At 34.4% G+C, this 19,944-nt stretch carries 11 protein-coding genes; 10 read left to right on the forward strand and 1 reads right to left on the reverse strand.

Annotated features, from left to right (window positions below; genetic code table 11):
* Positions 1 to 13 precede the first annotated feature (13 nt).
* On the reverse strand, positions 14 to 3,388 hold the full coding sequence (locus A9G07_RS05680; protein WP_065734367.1) for a DUF6138 family protein: 3,375 nt from the start codon (positions 3,386 to 3,388) through the stop codon (positions 14 to 16).
* A gap of 593 nt (positions 3,389 to 3,981) precedes the next feature.
* On the opposite strand from A9G07_RS05680, the gene A9G07_RS05685 reads away from it, so the two are divergent.
* The 10 genes from A9G07_RS05685 (at position 3,982) to A9G07_RS05730 (ending at position 19,905) form a co-directional block, all read left to right on the forward strand.
* Complete coding sequence (locus tag A9G07_RS05685; protein WP_065734368.1) at positions 3,982 to 8,397, forward strand: autotransporter outer membrane beta-barrel domain-containing protein; 4,416 nt, start codon at positions 3,982 to 3,984, stop codon at positions 8,395 to 8,397.
* A gap of 203 nt (positions 8,398 to 8,600) precedes the next feature.
* Complete coding sequence (gene sstT, locus A9G07_RS05690) at positions 8,601 to 9,833, forward strand: serine/threonine transporter SstT (RefSeq protein WP_065734369.1); 1,233 nt, start codon at positions 8,601 to 8,603, stop codon at positions 9,831 to 9,833.
* 181 nt (positions 9,834 to 10,014) lie between these two features.
* On the forward strand, positions 10,015 to 10,653 hold the full coding sequence (gene acuR, locus A9G07_RS05695) for an acrylate utilization transcriptional regulator AcuR (RefSeq protein WP_065734370.1): 639 nt from the start codon (positions 10,015 to 10,017) through the stop codon (positions 10,651 to 10,653).
* A 395-nt stretch (positions 10,654 to 11,048) separates the two neighbouring features.
* Positions 11,049 to 16,394, forward strand: coding sequence for an autotransporter outer membrane beta-barrel domain-containing protein (locus A9G07_RS05700; RefSeq protein WP_065734371.1), 5,346 nt, complete (start codon positions 11,049 to 11,051; stop codon positions 16,392 to 16,394).
* 313 nt (positions 16,395 to 16,707) lie between these two features.
* A complete protein-coding gene (gene acuI / locus A9G07_RS05705; RefSeq protein ID WP_065734372.1) occupies positions 16,708 to 17,703 on the forward strand; it encodes an acrylyl-CoA reductase (NADPH) in 996 nt (331 codons plus the stop codon).
* A gap of 208 nt (positions 17,704 to 17,911) precedes the next feature.
* Complete coding sequence (locus tag A9G07_RS05710; RefSeq protein WP_065734373.1) at positions 17,912 to 18,139, forward strand: ChaB family protein; 228 nt, start codon at positions 17,912 to 17,914, stop codon at positions 18,137 to 18,139.
* 128 nt (positions 18,140 to 18,267) lie between these two features.
* On the forward strand, positions 18,268 to 18,552 hold the full coding sequence (locus A9G07_RS05715; protein WP_065734374.1) for a YciI family protein: 285 nt from the start codon (positions 18,268 to 18,270) through the stop codon (positions 18,550 to 18,552).
* A 298-nt stretch (positions 18,553 to 18,850) separates the two neighbouring features.
* Positions 18,851 to 19,342, forward strand: a complete 492-nt coding sequence (locus A9G07_RS05720; RefSeq protein ID WP_218060006.1) for an RNA polymerase sigma factor — start codon at positions 18,851 to 18,853, stop codon at positions 19,340 to 19,342.
* Positions 19,343 to 19,364: 22 nt separating this feature from the next.
* Positions 19,365 to 19,562 carry a hypothetical protein gene (locus tag A9G07_RS05725; RefSeq protein ID WP_065734376.1) on the forward strand — a complete coding sequence of 66 codons (198 nt, stop codon included), beginning with the start codon at positions 19,365 to 19,367 and terminating at the stop codon, positions 19,560 to 19,562.
* A 4-nt stretch (positions 19,563 to 19,566) separates the two neighbouring features.
* Positions 19,567 to 19,905 carry a carboxymuconolactone decarboxylase family protein gene (locus A9G07_RS05730; protein WP_065734377.1) on the forward strand — a complete coding sequence of 113 codons (339 nt, stop codon included), beginning with the start codon at positions 19,567 to 19,569 and terminating at the stop codon, positions 19,903 to 19,905.
* Positions 19,906 to 19,944 lie beyond the last annotated feature (39 nt).

The following is a 19,944-nucleotide window of genomic DNA, read 5'->3' on the forward strand; positions in this document are numbered from 1 at the left end:
ATTTGCATCTTTTTTATAATTTCGCTAACTTTTCCTGCCAGTATTCTTGATATTGTGGCAGGCGTTTTTGTGCTGTTTGGTATACCTGTTTTAGTTCAGTAGTATCGAGTTTTCTTTGTAGTTTCTCTAATGCATAATCTAGTTTTTTCTGCTGCATATATGCCATAATCAGTAGTGAGGCATCATAGACTTCGCCCATATCCGGGGTGATTTTTTCAAGCTGTTTGATTGCCCGATAATTATTATCATTAAAAATTCCGGCGACTAAAGCTTCATCCAAATACATTATACCGGACTTGGATTTATCAATGTTTGGGCTTCCTTTGGGACTATCGAAGTAATAGTATTGTTTTCTTAGTGCGTATAATTTCTCTTTATCGGGCGCTTGTTTGTTCATTGCATCTGCAATCTTAGAAAAATCCATTACTCCATAAATTAGCTGAGCTTGGTTTTTACCATAAATTCCCATACCCACTTGATAAGGTGTGCCACTAAAATCAATCACGACCCTTTTACCAAAAAAGTAAGCTTTTTCAGCGCCCCAAATGATAACAGAGCGGGCACCTATGTCATTTCGCACCTTATAATATTGGATAATAGCGTCGAAAATATAGGGATTAGTTATCGTTAATGGGGCAAAAATAACGGCTATCCATGAGGAATCACAAGTTTCTAATTCTCTAACATTAAACCCACGCTTTTTAGCTTGCAAGGGTGTAATAACACATGGTGGATTTTCAATAAAATCTTGGTCAACTATTGTTAACGCTTCAGATTCGCTTTCATATTTAGGTGGGAGATTATAGATAATTGGTTGACCGCTAACTTCTCCTTCTTCCTCAAGAGCCTCTAAAACTAAATTATAAAAATCAGCATAAATCAATTTCTCTTGCGGATCAGTCGCATTATTAAATAATTTTTTTAACTTTTTAAGACTATCACTAGGTTTACCAAAAAGATATTTTACTAAATAAGTCAATTTACAATATGGATTTTTTGGCTCGTTCATACTGTAATAATCGGTCAAACTAGCTAAATTTTGCGGAATTTTATAAAATTGACTGGATAATTCATACATATGTTGACCTTGAGTTAATTGCAATAGCGCAATCGCAACCGCAGTTTCGGGCGTAATACCCCAATATTTTTCCAGAACAATACCAAAATTACCTGCCAAATATTCATGGTCACCATCGGTTTCAAGTGCAAATTTAATAGCCAAATCCATATGTTTCACATCCGTCATTGCCAGGGCAATAGCAGCAAATGCTCCGGCGACTGAATTATATTCATCTTGTAAATCAAAACTATAATCAAGTTCATACATGGTTAAGTCAACAAACTCTTTTATTTTATCATGTAAACTTTCGTACATGGCTGCTTTGCGGAAAAAGACATGTGAACAACAGGCGATTCCTCCTGCCCCTAGCTCTAATTCTTCAAAGTCTTCATATTCTTCAACGTATTTAGCGAATTCAGAATAGTATTCAGGCTTGGCAACAAAATAAATATGAAGCCAATGCCCCTCAAATATTTTTGAATAACCTTTTGCCATTAAGTTATTTAAATAATCAAGCGCATCGGAATATGCCTGTTCGCTTTCTTGTTTAAAGCGTAAATAAATTTCTCCGTCAGTTGGCATGGCTCTGGCGATAATAGTGTCAGTTTCACAAAAAACATCAGTTTCAGTAAAAGTATCATAAAAACGTTCGGTTTCTGATTGATCGTCTGGATCGTCTTTTTTTTCTAGTTTAATATCAGGCTTGTTATCAATAATGCCCAGTTTATCCCATGCTTGTTTTTGTATAATTGCTGGTTCATATCCTTTATCAACTAAGCATTCAACACCGTTATAAGCATATTTATAACTAAAATTTTCCCATTCAAACTGTAAAGAAACTAAACTCCATTTGTTATAATCAAAATCTTTGTATTTCCTTAACAGAGAACGTCCTTTCGATTCAGCCTCTTTTTTACATGAATAAATATATTTTTTTAGTAATGCTAAAATTCTATCGGTATCGTATTGCTCAATAACGCCATTAAGGGCAAAATATTCCTCAATCGTGTCAGTTAGCAAATCTGCATAATATTCTTCTGATTGCTCGAGATATTTTAGGTCGCTTTCAAGCTTAAATATCCTTGTTTGTCGGTAGGTTTGTTCTATTGGTATTTCAATAAGAATATTATCTGTTTGGAAAAGGGCAATTCTGAAATATTTATCAGTCATACCACCAAAAAAACCATCATCCAGCATTTTTTGAAGTTTTTCGGTAAGTAATGGAACAAAGTATTGATTATTTATCTCAACGCCATAACTAGTCCCATCATATTCTAGCTCATTTAGACTTTCTGAATAATAGCGTTTGGAATTTCGTTCATTGAATAAAGCATATATTTCCAGCGTTTTATAATCAAAGGTGATATTAAAGCCACAAACATTTTCAGGGAATTTGTTAGCTGGAGTATTTTTTTCATCTTCTTCTGTCTGGGTAGTTTCAAAAATACTCTGTAATGCGTTAACTATTTTATCCACCATTTGTACCGGATAATCGGTAAGATATTGTTCAGCCAGATAATGGATTGATTCGGAATGAGTCTGATAACGGTCATAAATATATTTCATCACACCTTGCGCAAAGATTTCTTGGAAAAGAATTTCTGGATCTCTGATTCTTAAAAGATAAGGAATGCAATCAAAGTGAATCGGTGATATTTTCTTCATAAATTTTGAAAATATCATTTGAAGCATATCTTTGATGAAAATTTGAAATTCCTTATTGTTTGGACTTAACGCTTTTAATTGTTCGAACTTAGCTTCAATATCGAACTGCTCACCTTGCTTTATATATTTTCGTAACAAAACTTTTAAGTTATCAAATTCTTGTTCTTGTGGTGTTTTGGTGACTGTTTCTTTTTTAATCGGGGTATTACTTTGTTTTGGTGGTTGTTTAACTGGAGCAACTTTTTTAGGCGGAACTTTACGTAACTCGTCAAAATCAAATGGGTTAGGTTTACCTTCATCAGCCCATTCGTCGAGGTCAAACCATGGTTTTTCTTTACCGTCATCAATCACATCTTTGGGGGGAATGGGTTTGGGGTGGTTTTTCGGTTTTGGGGCATCGGGCATTTTGATGATTGTTTTTTCTGTACAGGTTGATTGTTCAAGCGCTGGTGGGATCGCTTTTTCCTGATAGCCTTTTTTGATTTTCGATCTGATCAGTTTGTTGGCTTCTTTTTCCGCATCGGCAGGCGATGAAAACGTTTTAACTTGTGTTTGTCCTTTTGTTCCTATCTTACCAAATACGATTGTTAGGGATTCGTCTTGTTGGGTGATATACCAAAATTTATTCGATAATGTATCCTTAAACTCCAGATAATACTTCATTTCCTATATTCCTAATTATAATTCTATGTCAGTTCTTATAAATAAATTGAAAAGTAATTAATATAACTTTTTAGTTTATAAAATTTTGATTATAAAAACGACCATTATGTGTGTGTTGATTTAGTAAAACCGAGATGAATAATTTTATTACTATAAATTATGTTATTGACTAATTTTTAACAATAATTTTCTATAATTGCTTTCGAATTAGAATATTGCTTAGCCGTTTTTTAAGAAACTTTACATTATTATATGTAAATTTTTATAATTTTATTGTTGTTTTTAATGGTATATGGTACAACTAGCAATTGATAGTTCATTTTTTTGAAAGGTTAATTCCTTAATATTTCTGAACTATCAATACTTTTCTTTTTTCCATCTTAAATATTTAAAAATGATTTTGAGCTTTGTTTTTCAATAAAGTAATAATTGTTTTATCTATCAAAATGTTATCCAAGTTATTTAAAAAATAAATCCAGTATTTATTTTGAAATGTAAGGATCACATTATTCAAGAGTTTCATTAATTAAGTTTTTCATGTTTTTAAAATAAAAATTGGATTATAACCAATAAAAGATTTAGTGAGATAAAATATGAATAAAATAAATAAGTTAATTTTGAATTCACAATATGCTGTTAGTAATTCAAGGAAAGGAAAATTTAAAGGTAAAGCATCTCTAATCAAATTTATTACTACAACGAGCATAACTTTAGCAATGACAAATCCAAGCTTTGCTCAGTGTATTACTAGCGATCCAAATAATCAGGCTTGTACCGGTGATGTAAATAATCCCAACGGTAATGGGTATGAAAATACAAGTTCTTCTGATATTTTCTCTTTTGTCCAATCTGATGGATCCATTACAGGTAGTAAAAATGGGGTAGAAATTAGTTACCATGGCAATGGTATTTTGAGCATCAATACATTAGCGAAAGTTTTTGGTAACGGAGGGGATGGAATTAATGCTCAAAATAGTAGCAATTCACAAGATATCAAAATAACACAATTAGTGAGTGGTGAAACGAGAGGGAGTAAATCGGGCATAGAGGCTACTAATAATGGTAAAGGTTTAACCATTATTAATACAGCTGGAATAATCTCTGGTAATCAGGATAACGGTATATCAGTGCTCAATGGGACTCAATCTACCGATTTAACTATTAATCAATCAAGAGGCAGTATTGAAGGGCATAATCGTGGAATAAGTGCTGAAAATCAAGGTAATGGTATCTCTGAAATCATTGTTTCCGGTAATGTGAATGGATTGAGTAGTGAAGGTATATTTGTAAAAAATAGCACTAATAGCAAGAATATTACAATTAATCAATATGATGGTAGTACGGTTAGTGGGCAAAGTTATGGTTTGGCCGCTTATAATAATGGTAAGGAACAAACTGATATCACCATTGCTGGTTATGTTGAAGGTCGTAATAATGATGCAATTTATTCAGAGTCGTCAAGTACAACATCAGATGTCTTTTTAACGCAAATGGCTGATTCTCAAATTAAAGGTCATAATAACGGTATTAATATTCTTAATAATGGTAATGGATTTAGTGATTTAATCATTTCTGGTTCGGTAACAGGTGAGCAAATTGATGGTATTGTTGCTAAAAATCTTTCAGATACATCAACTGCTATGTCTTTAAGACAGTTAGGCGGTAGTATTTATGGTCATGTGAATGGTGTGAATTTATTGAATAATGGTAATGGTGATACCACTATCTCAACTAAAAATAATATTCAGGGTGATCAACAAGATGGTATTGTAGTTGCAAATGGAACTAGTTCTAGTAATATAAAATTAAATCAGATATCAGGTACGATTAAAGGTCATAATAATGGCATAAATATCACTAATAATGGTAAAAAGTCGACGATCATTTCAACTTCTGGTGTTGTTGAAGGTGCTCAAAACGATGGAATTAGGGCAATCAATAACAATTCGACAACCTCTAATATGAGCGTTATTCAGTCAAATGGCATAATTCATGGAAATCTTAATGGCATAAATGTAACGAATAATGGACAGGGCTATACGTCAATTCAAACAGCTAAAAATATTATTGGTGATCAAAATGATGGTATTGTGGTTACTAACGGTAATACATCAAGTGATTTAACGATAATCCAATCAGCAGGTAGTATTGCTGGCAAACTTCGTGGCATTAATTTAACCAATAATGGAAAAGGGAATACAAATGTTAATCTTAGTGGCTCAGTAACAGGCGATATTAATGAAGGCGTTGTAGTTCAAAATGGTACACAATCAAGTCACTTAAATTTAATTCAGATAGCAGGAAAAATCAAAGGTTTATTAAATGCGGTTAATTTAGTTAACAATGGTGTCGGTTCAACAAGTGTCAAAACTTCAGGCGATTTAGAGAGTGTTCAACAACATGGTTTGTTCGTTTTAAATAATAGTACAGCCAATAATCTTAATATTGAACAATTTGGAGGTACGATTACAGGTAATTATAATGGACTTAATGTAACCAATAAAGGAAGTGGAACGACTGAAATAAAAATTGCAGGTAAGGTTTTTGGTAATTATTCTGATGGCATTTTTGTGCTTAATGATGTTGCGGCACAGAACTTAATTGTTTCTTTGAACGACTCAGGTTTTGTTAAGGGCCATAATAAAGGACTCAATTTAACAAATAAAGGAAATGGCGAAACAAAAATTCTCTTAAATGGCAACATTGAAGCTGATCAAGATGATGCTATTTATGCTATAAATGAAAATAATGCTACTAACTTGACTGTTCAACAATTAGCAACCAGTAGTCTTAATGGTTTAAGAAATGGCATAGAATTAGAGAATACAGGATCTGGTTCTACAACTATTACTACTTATGGAACGGTTAGTGGTGAACAACAAGCTGGTATAGTTATTAATAATCGTGGTACAAGCACTGATGTTAATGTTAAACAAAATTCTGGAACAATTTTTGGTAAAAATAATGGAATAACAATCAATAACAGTGGTACTGGCTCAACGGTTATTGATATCTATGATACGGTTTATGCAAATGGGACCGATGTAAACAATAATTTAGATGCGGGTATCTATACAACGGGTAAATCAGACACAACAACTAATATTAACCTTAATGATGGTGCTAATGTTTATTCTGTTCTTGGTACTGCAATAAGAAATGATGTGACCAATTCTATTGTTAATTTAAATAGTGGTTCTAAAGTAAGTGGTAAAATATTGCTAGGAACAGGTGATGATACGCTTAATATCAATCAAGGCTCTGATATTTCAGATTTAACCATGATTGATGGTGGACGTAAAAATATTCGAGCTAGTTCATCGAATGAAATGGATGTTCTTAATTTTAGTACCCATCTAGTTGGATCTTCTGATTCAGTAGGTATTCGTGGTGATGTAGCGATTCTTAACTGGGAAAATATCAATGTTGGTTCAAACGGAAGGTTATCATTAACTGGTAACTTAAATACCGATAAGCTTACTCTAAATTCAAATGCTATTTTAGATTTTGTTCCAAGGATACATCAAGCTTCGGTAAGTGGCGATGTTTATAATAGTGGTACTATTGCGCTGAATAATAATTTTACTGGAGATCATCTAACTATAACCGGTAATTATATTGGTAATAATGGTCAGCTTTTGCTTGATACAGTATTGCAAGATAGTAGTAGCTCAACTGATAAGTTGTTTATTGGAGGGAATGCTTCCGGAAATACATTGGTTAAAATAACCAATATTGGTGGATTAGGTGCAGATACAGGTAATACGAATGGTATTGAAATTGTCAATGTTAATGGTGTAAGTTCGAACGATGCATTTAATTTAGAAGGATCACATTTAGATGTGGGCGCTTATGAATACTATTTACATAAAGGCGATATTAATCAACAAAATAATAACTGGTACTTACGTTCTAGTAAACCTACTGAACCAACTAATCCAACTAATCCAACTAATCCGACGAATCCGACGAATCCAACCAATCCAACAAACCCAACAAACCCAACAAACCCAACAAATCCAGAGCAACCTGTTAATCCAGTGTCTCCGAATAAGGTTGCTTATCGTAAAGAAGTACCAATGTTTGCTGGGGTAGCGGCACAATTACGTCAGGCTGATTTAATTATGCAAGCAAATATGCATCAACGTATTGGTAATACTTTACTACCAGACTCAAAAATTAGTTGGGGACGAATAATCGCTGAGCGCACAGATATAAAACAAAATGGCATAGCTGATACACATAGCAAAGGGAATTATACTGGTTTCCAAATAGGTAGCGATATCTGGAAAGAAGAAGATAGCTATTGGCGTGTAGGTGGTTACTTCGGTTATTTACATGGTAGTTTAGATGTTGATGGTTTTGCCAGTAGTATGAAAGGATATGTAGGAAAAAATCGCTCAAATAGTTATTTCTTAGGTCTCTATGGTAACTATATGGATGAGAATGGGGCTTACTTAGATTTGGTGTTCCAAGGGGGGCGTCATAAAGTAGACATTAAACCAAATTATAATAAAAATAGTAAACAAAAAGGAAGAGGATTAAATGCTTCCGCGGAAGTCGGTAAACCATTTGATTTAAATTATTATGATTGGCGAATTGAACCTCAGTTTCAAATTATCCACCAATGGATGAATCTTAATAATAGTCATATAAGTGGTAATACCACCGTCAAACAAAGTCATAATGATTCATGGCTTTTCCGAGTGGGTGCTAGACTTGAAAATCATTTCCAGTCAGAGTTAGGAACGTTTCGTCCTTATACTCGTTTAAATTTATACTATTCACCCGATGGTTCAGATCGTATAAGATTTGATTGTTCCAGAGCTTCAACTAAATTTAATAGTGGTGCTGGTTATACAAGCACGGAATTAGCTATCGGTGGTAGTTATGAATTTAATAATCAAGTTAGTGCTTATACTGAGATTGGTCATACTTGGTCCAATAGTGGTGATGCAAACGTTAAGTCGCCAATTAATGGCTCTTTAGGAATAAGAGCTAATTGGTAACACGAGTAATAAACTAAGTTGTTTATCTTCCTGACCGATACTTTTAATAGAAAGTATCGGTTTTTTCTTTATTCATTTAAAATAATTAATCTTAATAATTAATCTAAGTCATATAAAAAATAGTTATCATAATAATTTTTTTATAGTTTTAAGATTTATTTATGGTAATGTTTTTGCATTGTTTTGTTATATAAGGAAGTTCCATGACTCATTCAACCAATCCTTTGGTGCGTTTTTATTTTAAAGTAGGGCTTATTCCTCAAATTGTTTTGGGGTTGCTCTTTGGTATAACATTAGCAGCAATTTCTCAAGAAGTTGCGTTAAATATGTCTTTTATTGGCTCGCTCTTTATTAATGCCTTAAAATCCGTTGCGCCAATTTTGGTACTTATTTTAGTTATTGCGTCAATATCTAATCACCAACGTGGTAAACGCGCTAATATGGGTAAACTTTTTGCCCTATATTTTTCGGGTATGATGTTGGCCGCTTTGTTAGCAACTATTGCTAGTTTTATCTTTCCTTCTGATATTTCATTAGGTGATGCTGCGGATCAGAGCAAATTAACGCCTCCAGGTAGTATTATTGAAGTATTAAAAACTCTGCTAAATAAAATGATAGACAATCCTGTTAATGCGCTTGTTAATGCTAACTATATTGGGCTCATTGTTTGGGGAGTCGGAATTGGTATTGCATTAAGACACTCAAGTGAAACAACCAAAACGATGATGAGCGATCTTTCTTTAGCAATTTCATTCATTGTAAAAATCATTATTCGTTTTGCTCCATTAGGGGTTTTTGGTTTGGTTGCTTCAACACTTGCAGAAACAGGATTTGGTGAATTACTTAAGTATGCTCATCTATTAGTTGTATTAGTGTCTTGTATGTTAATTGTGGCATTAATTATTAATCCATTATTAGCTTATATTGTAATGCGTAAAAATCCGTATCCATTGGTATTTACCTCATTAAAAGATAGTGCTATTCCTGCTTTCTTTACTCGTAGCTCAGCAGCAAATATTCCAGTGAATATCGAAATTTGTAAAAAATTAAAAATGGATGAAGATACTTATTCTGTCGCCGTACCACTGGGCGCAGCAATTAATATGTCAGGAGCGGCAATTACTATCACTATTTTAACGTTAGCTACCGTAAATTCTTTGCATATAGACGTTGATATTCTTTCTGCAGTGTTACTTTGTATTGTGACGAGTATATGTGCTTGTGGTGCATCAGGAATCGCAGGTGGTTCATTACTGCTTATTCCTGTCGCTTGTAGTATGTTTGGAATACCTAACGAAATTTCAGCTAAAGTTATTGGTATCGGTATAGCTATTGGTGTTATTCAAGATTCGGTTGAAACTGCGCTTAATTCATCAAGTGATGTTGTATTTATTGGTGCAGTATCAGAAAAAGTAAAACGTAATGAAACAAAATAGTTTTTTGATATTTAGAAATTAGTTTGTACTTACTTTAATAGCCTGATAAATAATAAATTTATCAGGCTTTTTTACAATTAAAAAGGTTTAATCACAAGGCCAATTATTGCATTTAGTGATATGACTATTTATCATAATTTAAAGCTCAATCATTGATATTCACCTAATATGTTGGAACTCTATGTCAATTAATCAAAATACTTTTGCAATAACACCTACAAGAATAGGTAATACAAAAAAAGGTAATGAGACAAGATCTGCCTTGATTCGTAGTGGAGTAGAGTTGATGACTACTTATGGGTATATTTCATCAAACATTGAAAGAATCTTAAAGCAGGTAGGAGTCCCCAAAGGTTCTTTTTATCATTATTTTAAAAGTAAGGAAGACTTTGGCATAGCAATTATAGCTAGCTATGACAGTTTTTTTACTCACAAATTAGATAAGCATTTAACCAATTCATCGATTGGTTCAGCTATTGATCGAATTTTAGCTTTTTATGAAGATGCAAAGCAAGGTATGGCAAAATATGATTTTAATCGAGGTTGCCTAATCGGTGAATTGATACAAGAAGAATCGTTATTACCGGATGGGTATGCACAAATACTTGAAGAAATTTTACAAAATTGGCAAGCCAAACTTGAAAAATGCTTACTAATGGCACAACAATCTGGAGAATTAAGTTCACAAGCCAACTGCAAAGCACTTGCAGAATTTTTTTGGATTGGTTGGGAAGGTGCAGTAACTCGAAGCAAATTAATAAAAAAATCACAACCTTTAGATCTGTTTATGCAACTTTTTTTTGATAAAATCATCAATTAATATCAAAAGTTAATTTTGATTTATTTACCAATGCCGTCTTATTTTACAAACGCCATCTTATTTTACAAACACAATAACGACCATCAAAAGACACTTTGCATTATTTCGATTGCCTATCTTTAGGCAATATGATACAAATAAAAACGAATTGTCGAATTAGCTAGTTAAGCAAAAATCGATGATTTCAATAGTTAATCTTTCCACCCTGTACTTTGTGACACCATTTTATTTGTATTCATAAATGTCTTTAAATAATGTTTTTAATTTTCAATAGGTTATTTTTTGTCTTCTTAAATGAAGGATCAGTTTTCATTTGGTTAATCTCTAACAGCATCTTCAATTAAAAGCTATATTTTACATAAATAGAATCATCTCTGATTAAGTGAGAGGAAATAATGAACAAAGTCTATAAGCTTATCTGGAATGCAGTTCGTCAAAGTTATGTTCCGACTTCGGAAAAAACTCAATCAAAAGGTAAAAGTTTTTCGGTTAATTTGCTGACAGTCGTTAGTTTAACTTCTGTGTTAACATCTAACAGCTATGCAAATGACACAGCCAACGATTTAAAAAATGACATACCTATTCAAAAGAGCATCATCAATCAATCATTAAACTTGTCATACAATGACAAATATCAACAAAATTTTATTAATCAACGTGCCGGTATCAGTCCCTTTGCTAACACAAAAATCATTACAATATCAAACGACATTGAAAACGCAAGTGATGGATACGACTTATCAACTGATACCAACACTACTGATCTCACCTTTAACCAAGCTGCTGGCTCAATAACCGGTCAAAATAGTGGTGTAAACATTTCTCACGGCGGTATTGGTTCAAGTAATATCATGCTGTCAGGTGTCATAACAGGAAAATCGGATAATGGACTTGTCGTAAAAAACACTGATACTACAAAAGATTTAAAAGTCACACAAATGGCTAACAGTACTATTCAAGGCAAAAATAATGGTATTGAAGTCGAAAATAAAGGTAATGGAACCACAACACTCACCACATCTGGACAGGTTGTCGGTGAGCAATCTAACGGAATACAAGCTAATAATGATAAGAATTCAAAGGATCTTAAAGTTATACAACTAGTAGGTAGTATATCTGGCGGCGCCAACGGAATTTATGCAAACAATAGCGGGCTTGGATCGACAAGTGTCACAACCTCTGGCGAAGTCATTGGCGCCCACAATGAAGGAATTTACGTACATAACGATAAAACCGCCAAAGATATAAACGTTACTCAAATGAAGGGCAGTAGTATCAAAGGATACTCAAATGGTGCAAGTATTATTAACGACGGTATAGGCTCAACCTTGGTTAATGCGTCTGGAAATATTGAAGGCCAAACCACAAATGGAATGTTTATCATTAACTATGAACAAACAGAAGATCTCACCGTCAATCAAATAGAAGGCACTATTCATGGTAGTACCAACGGCATTAACATGAATAATTATGGTCGTGGTTCAACACTTGTCACGACCTCTGGTAATGTTATTGGTGATCAAGATGACGGGCTATTCAGCACCAATGATACCAACGCTCATGATCTTACTCTCAATCAATTAGCAGGAAAAATTCAAGGTAAGAGAAATGGCATCAATATGGCGAATAATGGTAAAGGTTCAACCTATATCACCACATTAGGTGAAATTATTGGTACTGAAAATGATGGGCTCTATTCCATTAACGGCAATAGCAGTCAAGATCTAATTGTACATCAATCAGGCGGTACTGTGCATGGTAAACTTAATGGTATCAATCTTGCCAATCATGGAAACGGATCAACCACCATCAATTCCGTTGGTGATGTCATTGGCGATCAGAATGATGGTATGTATGTGGCTAATGATGCCAACACACAAGATCTAACCATTAAACAAAACAGCGGAAAAATCAATGGTAATTTAAATGGCATTAATCTTGCAAATAAAGGGAAAGGCTCAACATTTATCACAACTAAAGGAACTGTGATAGGCAACCTAAGTGATGGCATGTATGCAATTAATGAAAATACCACTCAAAACATTATCGTAGAACAATCTGACGGTAGCATTCAAGGTAATAAGAATGGTATTAACATGGCAAATAAAGGGAACGGTTCGACCCAAATTACGACATCGGGTGAAGTAATTGGTAAAAATAACGATGGTATGTATGCCTTTAATGATATCAATACGCAAAACATTACCGTCGATCAAAAACAGGGAAAAATAAACGGCAATTTAAATGGCATTAATCTTGCAAATAAAGGGAAAGGCTCAACATTTATTACAACTAAAGGAACTGTGATAGGCAACCTAAGTGATGGAATGTATGCAATTAATGAAAATACCACTCAAAACCTTATCGTAGAACAATCTGACGGTAGCATTCAAGGTAATAAGAATGGTATTAACATGGCAAATAAAGGGAACGGTTCGACCCAAATTACGACATCGGGTGAAATAATTGGTAAAAATAACGATGGTATGTATGCTTTTAATGATATCAATACGCAAAACATTACCGTCAATCAAGAACAAGGAAAAATAAACGGTAATTTAAACGGCATTAATATGGCCAATAGCGGAAAAGGCTCAACCACAATCAACACATCAGGCGAAGTGATTGGCAATCAAAATGACGGTTTATATTCAGCAAATCAATCCAATACCCAACATTTAACCATTAATCAATCCGCTGGAAGCATTAAAGGGAATAAAAATGGGATCAACATTGCAAATCATGGGAATGGATCGACCTCAATTTCAACCGCTGGCACAATAAAAGGTCAAAATAATGATGGTATGTACGCGTTAAACGGCGCGAAATCACATGATCTAACCGTTAAGCAATCATCTGGGGATATTTATGGTGAATTAAATGGTATCAATATGGCAAACAACGGGCTTGGTGACACTAACATTACTACTTTAGGATCAGTAACGGGTGCACAATACGATGGATTATATGCCGTTAACGATGTAAAAACCCAAAATATGAAGATAAATCATATAGGCGGTGACATTACAGGCAAAAAAAACGGTATCAATATTACCAACAAAGGGCAAGGTTCATCATATATAACATTAAGCGGAAATGTAACCGGTTCAACTTTTGATGCGGTCGTTGCTTCAAATCATACAACTGCTCAAGATTTATCGGTCATACTCGATAATAATGCCACTATTCAAGGACAACTTAATGGTATCAATTTAGTCAATAAAGGTCATGGCTCAACCTCTATTAACATTAATGGAAGCGTCATAAGTCATTCTTTAGATGCATTAATTGTAGCAAATGACACAACAACCAAAGATTTAACCTTTTCGCTTCAAAATCATGCAAATATTCAGGGAAGTAAAAATGGTGTCAATCTGACTAACCAAGGACAGGGATCGACAACCATTACTGTTGAAGGGAACATTAAAGCAGGACACGGCGATGCGATCTCTGCCTCGAATAAAAATAATGCTCAACATCTCTATATTGATCAGAAGTCAACAAGTAGCATAACCAGCTCGGAGAATGGGATTAATGTGACTAATTTAGGTACCGGTTTTTCATCCGTTACCGTATCGGGGAAAGTCAATGGTGACAATGGATCAGGAATATTAGTGAAAAATGGCAACACATCGAGTGATCTCATCTTATCGCAAACAGCGGGTAGCATCATTGGACTAAATAGTGGGATTAATGTCACCAACAACGGGACAGGCTTTACCAGAATTGATATCGCTGGTACAGTAATTGGTAAGGGAGAAAACCAACTTAGCCGGCCTGGTGCGGGTATCTATTCATCAGGCAACGTAGGGACAAAAACCTATCTAAATCTCAATGCGGGGGCAGATGTTTCAGCCGTAATAGGCGCATCAATCAAAAATGAAATTAGTGATGCGATCATTACCCTAAATGATGGTTCAAAAGTCAGTGGACTAATTCAGCTTGGCACAGGTAATAATACGCTGACCATTCATAAAAATGCAAATGTGACCGATCTCACCATTATTGATGGTGGTAGTGATGTGACTCGTAATGCACAATCAACTTCAACCGATACACTCAATCTTTACCAAAATCTGACGGGATCATCAACAAGTACAGGACGTATTGGCGATGTTTCTGTTCTTAATTGGGAAAACATCAATGTGGGACAAGCGGTAACTTTTACATTAACCGGTGATTTAGATACACAAAACCTCAACCTAAACTCGGATGCGGTTTTAAAATTACAAAGATCATTAAATCAAGCAACGGTAAACGGTAATGTGAATAATGCAGGCACCATTACGCTTAGTAATGCAAATGCTGGGGAAAATTTAATCATCAACGGTGACTATGTCGGCAACAATGGTAAATTAATACTGGATACTGTTGTACAAGGCAGCGAAAGCGATACCGATAGATTAAATGTGAATGGTCATGTCACTGGAAAAACACAAATACAGATAAATAATGTCAATGGGATTGGGGCTGACACCACAAACACAAACGGCATTAAAATTGTGAATGTAACAGGAAGCAGCACTAATGATGCTTTCAATCTTCAAGGTGGACATTTAGAAGCCGGTGCCTACGAATATTATCTTTATAAAGGGGATCTGAATAAGCAAAACGAAAATTGGTATTTACGCTCCTATTTGAAGAAAGAATCTGAAGATCAAAATAAAGATAAAACCAATAATGATTCGACCAACAATCATCAATCGGGCAATGAAGAAAATAATAATGACTTAAACCATATTATTGGTTCAAATCATGAACAAGAAGATAAAACGAATATCAATAACCGACGCATAACCTATCGAAAACAAGTACCGCTCTATTCAGCTGTTGGTGAACAATTACGCCAAGCTGATATTATCATGCTCAGCAATCTACATCAGCGCATTGGTAATACACCAACCAACGAAGAGACAAACACGTGGGGTAGAATCATTGCTGCACGCAACGATATAAAACAAAATGGCGTATTGAATACTCACAGCAAAGGAAATCACACCGGTTTACAATTAGGTAGTGATATCTGGCAGACTAATCATTGGCGTTTTGGTGCTTATTGGGGTTATCTCTACGGTGATTTAAAAGTTAACGGGTTTGCCAGTGGTGTAAATGGACATGTTGGAAAAAATACCACGAACACGTATTTTATCGGTGCTTATGGTACATATACCCATGATGACGGATGTTATGTCGATCTCGTCTTGCAAGCGGCTCGACATAAAGTCAATATCAAACCAAACAGTAACGCCGACAGCAAACAAAAAGGTTATGGCGGCACCGCTTCAGTCGAATTTGGTAAACCTTTTACGTTATTTGATAATGGTTGGAAGCTAGAACCTCAAGCACAAATTATACACCAATGGCTTGATCTGGATAAAAGCCATATAAAAGGTAACACAACAGTCAAACACAGTAACAATAATGCTTGGCTTTTCCGTATTGGGGGTAGAGTCGAAAACGAAGTTGACCTTGACCTAGGCACTTTACGTCCTTATGCAAGAGCAAACCTATTCTATTCGCCGAACGGAGATGATCATACACATTTTGCTACACCGAGTTACACAACATCAATCAGAAGTGGAGCTTCACACACCAGTACCGAATTGGCTATTGGTGGAAGTTTTGACATTAATAATCAATTAACCGCCTATGGCGAATTGGGTCATACTTGGTCAAATGGTGGAAATGCCCGAGTAAAAGCTCCAATCAATGGTTCAATAGGCATCAAAGCTAACTGGTAAATAGCGTAATAAACACAGACTAAACCGATATTATGTGATCTTAACAAATATCGGTTTTTTATATGAAAACAATCTTACAAATTTATGCTAGAAGAATTGACCTTAAAATTAACCACATTGATAAAAACAGTTAATACCATTTTTTACGTATCTAATAGATTGAATGATATTGATTGCAATAGACAAGACAGTTGGTCTATAATTTTTAGACCAATTGTCTAGTTACACGAAATCAGCCTGTTAACTGACTTGCTGATCGACTTATTGAGTAAATTAGCAAATCTTATACTGCCAAACGTAATAAGGAATAACCATGTCATTCAAAGCGATAGTATTAGAAAAAAATGATACTCACGGTTTTACCCATTCAATAAAAGCCGTACCTCAACAACAATTACTTGCTCAACAAGGCGACACACTACTCCAAGTCCACTATTCAAGTATCAACTATAAAGATGCGTTAGCACTGACTAACAAAAGCCCGGTTGTAAGACAATGGCCAATGATACCGGGCATTGATGGCGTTGGTAGTGTCATTGAATGTGCAAATGGTCACTATCAAAAAGGGGATATTGTCATCTTAAATGGTTGGGGATGTGGTGAAACGCACTGGGGATGTTTAGGGCAATATGCCTATTTAAAATCAGAATGGTTAATTCCATTACCGAAAAATATGACTCCTTATCAATCCATGGTGCTTGGCACGGCGGGATATACAGCGGCATTATGTGTGAAACGCATTATTGATTTTGGCGTTAAACCAGAAGATGGCAAGATTTTAGTTACGGGAGCGACAGGCGGTGTAGGTTCAGTTGCTGTCGCGTTATTGAGTAAATTAGGTTATCAGGTTGCTGCCTCCACTAGTAAAGTAGCAGATGAAGATTATCTGCATAAACTTGGTACTGTCGAAATTATTGATGGTCAATCTTTGAAAGAGCCTAATCGACCGTTACAAAAAGAGTTATGGTCTGCAGCAATCGACGTGGTTGGCTCTTATACATTAGCCAATATTTCTGCGCAAACTAAGTATGGTGGTGTTGTCGCTTGTTGTGGTCTTGCTCAAGGTATGGATTTACCTGCAACAGTTGCTCCGTTTATTCTAAGAGGAGTCACATTAGCTGGTGTGGATAGTGTGATGGCAAGCTATGATAAACGAATTGCTGCTTGGCAATTGATAGCAGAAAACATGGATGAAAAACTGTATTCTCATATTGCTCAGACTATTACATTAAATGAATGCACTGAAGTGGCAAATAATATGATCGAAAATAAAATTAAAGGTCGTTTTGTAGTTGATGTAAATAACTAAATCGATATTCAATAAAGTGGTGTAATTTTACACCGCTTTATTAACCCCAAAATTGATTTAGATAAAATTAGCCCAATTCATTGAGTAATAATTCTTGTATTTCCTATAAAATCAGACTAAATTCAATCTTAGCTCTTTTGAAAGTAGAGTTCGTAACAACCGTTTATAATTATCCATATTGTATGATTAATTTATAGGGGAATGTGATATGCCTTATCAAACACGAGACGACCTACCTGAATCTGTTCGACATGTTTTACCTGTCCATGCTCAAGATATTTTTAAAGAAGCATTCAATAGTGCCATAAAAGAGTATCAAGATCCTAAAAAACGACGAGACAATAGTTCACCAGAGCAAGTTGCTTTTCGTGTTGCTTGGTCAGCGGTTGAAAAGCTTTATCATAAAGATGAAAACGGCAAATGGGTTGAAAAATAGTAATTTTAACGATATATACTTTTTTTTAACATTCTCATAATAGTGTATGATTGATGCTCAATAAAAACTAGTATAATCAAAGCCAACATATATGGTTGGCTTATTATTTTTTAAATGAAGACATTAAAATGTTTATTTTCTCTCTTACCTACCTGAAATCCATTAGTGAAGTAGAAAAATACTTACCGCAACATATCGATTATCTAGAACGTCATTATCAATCAGGGCATTTTATTGCTTCTGGTCGCAAAGTTCCTCGTACTGGTGGGGTGATTCTTTGTCGTGCAGAAAGTAAAGAACAAGCACTAGCAATAATGCAAGAAGATCCGTTTTATATTTATCAAATTGCCGAGTACGACATAATTGAATTTGTACCAACTAAATATGCCAACGGATTTGAAGCATTTATTTAATTCTTACCAATTGAATATTCAAGCTTAAATATTCAATTTAGTGATATCTTCAAAATTTCATAAATATGATAGGAATTTGCTCGACTAATTGATCGTCATAATCCGCACGCAGATTTAATCAATATCTAAAATTGCAAATTTTTATGAATCCTTTTGCCACTATTCATCCTCTATATAATCAAATAAATGTTATTTAAAAGTCTTAGGAAATGATACTTTTAGCATAACAAAATTAAAAAATTCACAATAATTAAATTATATGAACCTAAAAAATGAAAAACTCATTCAAGCGGCTTGTATGGGCAATAAACAAGCTTTAGAACAACTACTTATCCTTTGCCAACCTGATATTAAAAGGTTTGCTAGGCGAACTTGTTCTTCAGCTGAAGATGTTGAAGATGCTGTGCAAATCGCTCTTTGGCTAATGTATAGAAAAATTGGCACATTGAAAACAATAGCGACTTTCGCCAGCTGGTTATTTCGAATTATTGAAAGGGAGTGTTATCGATTATTTAGAGCTAGACAATCAAAAAGTATTAATAGTGAATTTAATCTAGAAAACATCGCTATGCAAAATACAGATTTGAGTCTGCATATTGATTTAACCAATGCTATTGGTTCGTTACCATTCATCTATCGTCAAGTATTAATTTTGCGCGATATTGAAGAATATAGTGCACCCGAAGTTGCTGAAAAATTGGGTATCACTATTGAGGCAGTAAAAAGCAGATTGCATCGAGCAAGAATGATTATAAAAGAAAAGTTGGATTCAAAAACCTATCTAAATTAATAGATTTAAAAAAGGAGAGTTTATGTATTGTCGTAATTCTGTAAGTTTGCATTTAATAAGAGGCGTGTGTGCCTTGATGCTAGTTTTAGCATTTTTTTTATTTCAGTTTCCTTTATTTGCTAAGCTTGCTTGTTTGGCTTGTGTTGTATTTTTATTGCGTGGCTGTCCGGCATGTTGGTTTAGCGGATTAATTTATAAATTAAAAAATAACAAAGCGTAACAATATGAGTAATTACCAATCATCTAATGATTTTAAATATGTCACTACTTTATTGAAATATGCACCTAAAGAAACTCAAGCTTTTATTGATTTTGATCATAGAACGATTAAGCGGACTGAAGGGCATATTCCAGTCAAAATAAGAGAACTTATTGCATTAGCTGTTGCACTTACGACACAATGTGCGTATTGCATTGAAGTTCATAGTAAGAACGCTAAGCGCTTAGGTGTAAGCAAAGAAGAGTTAGCAGAGTTAATTTCTATTGCTGCTGCGGTAAGAGCCGGCGCAACAATGGGACATGGCTTTTTAGCTATACGTTTGTTTGATGAAACCACTTCTTAATCCCTTCATTTTTATCTTTTAAGATAAGTTGATACTGTT

Origin of the sequence: Gilliamella sp. wkB72 (assembly GCF_001693745.1) — a bacterium.
GTDB classification, from domain to species: Bacteria; Pseudomonadota; Gammaproteobacteria; order Enterobacterales; family Orbaceae; genus Gilliamella; species Gilliamella apicola_E.

Coding starts and splice junctions, on each gene's coding strand:
- A9G07_RS05720 (WP_218060006.1), top strand. CDS start 18,851: ATGGGCAATAAACAAGCTTTAGAACAACTACTTATCCTTTGCCAACCT.
- A9G07_RS05700 (WP_065734371.1), top strand. CDS start 11,049: ATGAACAAAGTCTATAAGCTTATCTGGAATGCAGTTCGTCAAAGTTAT.
- A9G07_RS05730 (WP_065734377.1), top strand. CDS start 19,567: ATGAGTAATTACCAATCATCTAATGATTTTAAATATGTCACTACTTTA.
- acuR (WP_065734370.1), top strand. CDS start 10,015: ATGTCAATTAATCAAAATACTTTTGCAATAACACCTACAAGAATAGGT.
- acuI (WP_065734372.1), top strand. CDS start 16,708: ATGTCATTCAAAGCGATAGTATTAGAAAAAAATGATACTCACGGTTTT.
- A9G07_RS05685 (WP_065734368.1), top strand. CDS start 3,982: ATGAATAAAATAAATAAGTTAATTTTGAATTCACAATATGCTGTTAGT.
- A9G07_RS05725 (WP_065734376.1), top strand. CDS start 19,365: ATGTATTGTCGTAATTCTGTAAGTTTGCATTTAATAAGAGGCGTGTGT.
- sstT (WP_065734369.1), top strand. CDS start 8,601: ATGACTCATTCAACCAATCCTTTGGTGCGTTTTTATTTTAAAGTAGGG.
- A9G07_RS05680 (WP_065734367.1), bottom strand. CDS start 3,388: ATGAAGTATTATCTGGAGTTTAAGGATACATTATCGAATAAATTTTGG.
- A9G07_RS05715 (WP_065734374.1), top strand. CDS start 18,268: ATGTTTATTTTCTCTCTTACCTACCTGAAATCCATTAGTGAAGTAGAA.
- A9G07_RS05710 (WP_065734373.1), top strand. CDS start 17,912: ATGCCTTATCAAACACGAGACGACCTACCTGAATCTGTTCGACATGTT.